This window comes from Actinoplanes sp. NPDC051633, assembly GCF_040681735.1.
Lineage (GTDB): Bacteria > Actinomycetota > Actinomycetes > Mycobacteriales > Micromonosporaceae > Actinoplanes.
The window spans coordinates 1-2336 of sequence record NZ_JBFAZH010001189.1 but is presented as its reverse complement, the minus strand read 5'-3'; the positions used below and the strand labels follow the sequence as shown (position 1 = coordinate 2336).

2 protein-coding genes and 1 pseudogene are annotated in these 2336 nt (G+C 72.3%); 1 reads left to right on the top strand and 2 read right to left on the bottom strand.

Annotated elements, in window-relative coordinates:
- Positions 1-417 (top strand): winged helix-turn-helix transcriptional regulator (locus AB0M20_RS38830; RefSeq protein WP_364305970.1); only part of this gene is annotated, 417 nt, incomplete at its 5' end.
- Between the two features lie 12 nt (positions 418-429).
- Here AB0M20_RS38830 and AB0M20_RS38825 read toward each other — a convergent pair.
- Both AB0M20_RS38825 and AB0M20_RS38820 read right to left on the bottom strand, forming a co-directional pair.
- Positions 430-1467 (bottom strand): S1 family peptidase, encoded by a 1038-nt coding sequence (locus AB0M20_RS38825; RefSeq protein ID WP_364305968.1) that lies wholly within the window; start codon positions 1465-1467, stop codon positions 430-432.
- Between the two features lie 198 nt (positions 1468-1665).
- Positions 1666-2336: pseudogene (locus AB0M20_RS38820) on the bottom strand (FAD-dependent oxidoreductase); the annotation flags it as partial.

Below are 2336 nucleotides of genomic sequence, written 5' to 3'. Positions count from 1 at the left end.
GGCGACCGGCGGCACTTCCGGGCGCTGCTCACGCAGTCCGAGGAGGGCATCGCGTCGAACATCCTGGCGGACCGCCTGCAGCGGCTGACCCACCTTGGCATGATCACCTCGGCGCCCGATCCGAGCCACAAGCAGCGGGTACGCCTGAGCCTCACCGAGCCCGCGATCCAGCTGGTCCCGGTGCTGGCCCATCTCGGCGCGTGGGGCCGGCGCCACCTGCCGGTGACCCGCGACCTGGCCATCCGGGCCGAGCTGCTCGAGCGCGGTGGTCAGCGGATGTGGGACGAGTTCATGGACGAGCTGCGCGAGAAGCACCTGGGGATGCCGCGGCCGGCCGGCACCCCGTCGGTGCTCGAGCGCCTGTCCGCGGCCTTCCACGCGGAAAGGGCCGCGCTCGACGGCGCGGCCCTTCCCTGAGGGGGTCTTGATCTAGTAGACCGCAACGCCGTAGACGCGGAGCGGTTCGGTGACCGGCTGGAAGAACGTCGTGCCACCGGTGCGGCAGTTGCCACTGCCACCCGAGGTCAGGCCGTACGCGGTGGTGCCGGAGTAGAGCGAGCCGCCGCTGTCGCCGGGCTCGGCGCAGACGGTCGTGCGGATCAGGCCGGAGACGCTGCCCTCGGCGTAGTTCACCGTGGCGTTCAGCGCCGTGACCCGGCCGGAACGGGTGCCGGTGGTGCTGCCTCGGCGGGTGACGGTCTGGTTGACCGCCGGGGTGCCCGACGAGGTGATGTCCTGGGAACCGACCGCGCCCGGCTTGGCGATGGAGGTGTTCGTGTACCGGACGATGCCGTAGTCGTTGCCCGGGAAGCTGGTGCCCGTGCGGGTGCCCAGCGTCGTCGAGCCGTTGGTCCAGGTCGAGCCGATGTTGGTGCAGTGGCCCGCGGTCAGGAAGAAGCTGGTGCCCGCCGAGTTGCGCACGTTGAAGCCGAGCGAGCAGCGCCCGCCGCCGGCGTAGATGGCGTCACCGCCGGAGATGTTGGTGGTGAACTTGCCGGACTCGGTCTCCAGGCGGGCCGCGTCGCCCAGGCCGGCGACGAGCTGCTTGACCGCCGTGAGCTTGGCGCCCGTGACGGTGCTGTCGACGGAGACGACGACCTGGTTCGAGACCGGGTCGACGGCGAAGGCCGTACCCGGCGTCTTCAGGCTCTTGGTGAGGGACGCCTGGGTGGCGGCCATCTTGGCGCCGCTGCGCGTCACGTAGCGGGCGGTGGCGCCGGCGGCGACGACGGACTTGGCGGTGGCGGCGTCGGTCACGTTGACGACCAGCTTGCCGGCGGAGTCCACGTAGGACCCGGCGGTGCGGTCGCCGAGCGTGCTTTCCAGCGATGAAGCGAGGGTGGACGCTTTGGTGGACGCGTCCTGGCCGGTCGGGGCGGCTGCCGCGGGTGACGCGGCGAAGGCGCTGCCCATCAGGATGCCGACGGCCAAGCCGACGATCGGCCGGCGCAGCTTCGGATCGAGCACGGGTTCCTCCCAGGGGGGTGGGGTGGCGCGCCGGGGGTTCGGCGCACCGGGAGTGCCCTCGCAGTATTGAACGTTCTCGATGCCGACTCAAGGTGCGTCAAGGTTTACACAATGTTTCGTAGATGCCCGTCAATAAGGGCGCGACCTGCGGAAATGTGCACGTCATACGTCGACATTATTACCGAATCGGGATGCTACTCACGCTGCGAGAGCGGGCACCGGCACGTCGGCAGCGATGTCCAGGGCGAGTCGGTGGGCCTGGTCGCGGATCTCCGGCACGGCGGTGGTCTCCCACCGCGCTCCGCGGCGGAGCGGACCCAGGACCCAGACCCCTTCCTGGGTACGCGCATCCGCGCCCACCAGCCGGCCCGACCGGTCGATGTCCAGACCGAGCCCGTGTGGTCCCACCCGCGCGACGCCGTCCGCGATCAGCGCCGCCGGCAACGACCCGGCCGCGCCCGGCAGCAGCCCGGGGCCGGCACAGTTCACGATGCCGCCGACGGCCAGCGGCCCACTCGCCAGCTCGGCGATCAGCCCGCCGTCCGCGGCCGGGCTGACCTCGCGCAGGCCGCCGGCCCGGATCCGGAGCAGGCCCTGGGTGCGCAGCCGGGCGACCCGGCTCGCGACCGCCGGCGCCATCCGGTGCCGGTGACACTCCCACGGCCGGGCCAGGTGCCGCAGGAACGCGCCCTGCTCCGCCGGGGTCAGCGCACCCCACAGCCGGTCCAGGTCGGGCCGCAGACCGTCGACGATGGCCCGCCAGTCACCGGCCTCGCCCGCCGCCTCGCGTACCACCCGGATCACCTCGCGCAGGCTCGCGCAGTCGTCGAGCGCGGGCTTGAGCGGCGACGCGGCGGTGACCGTGTGGG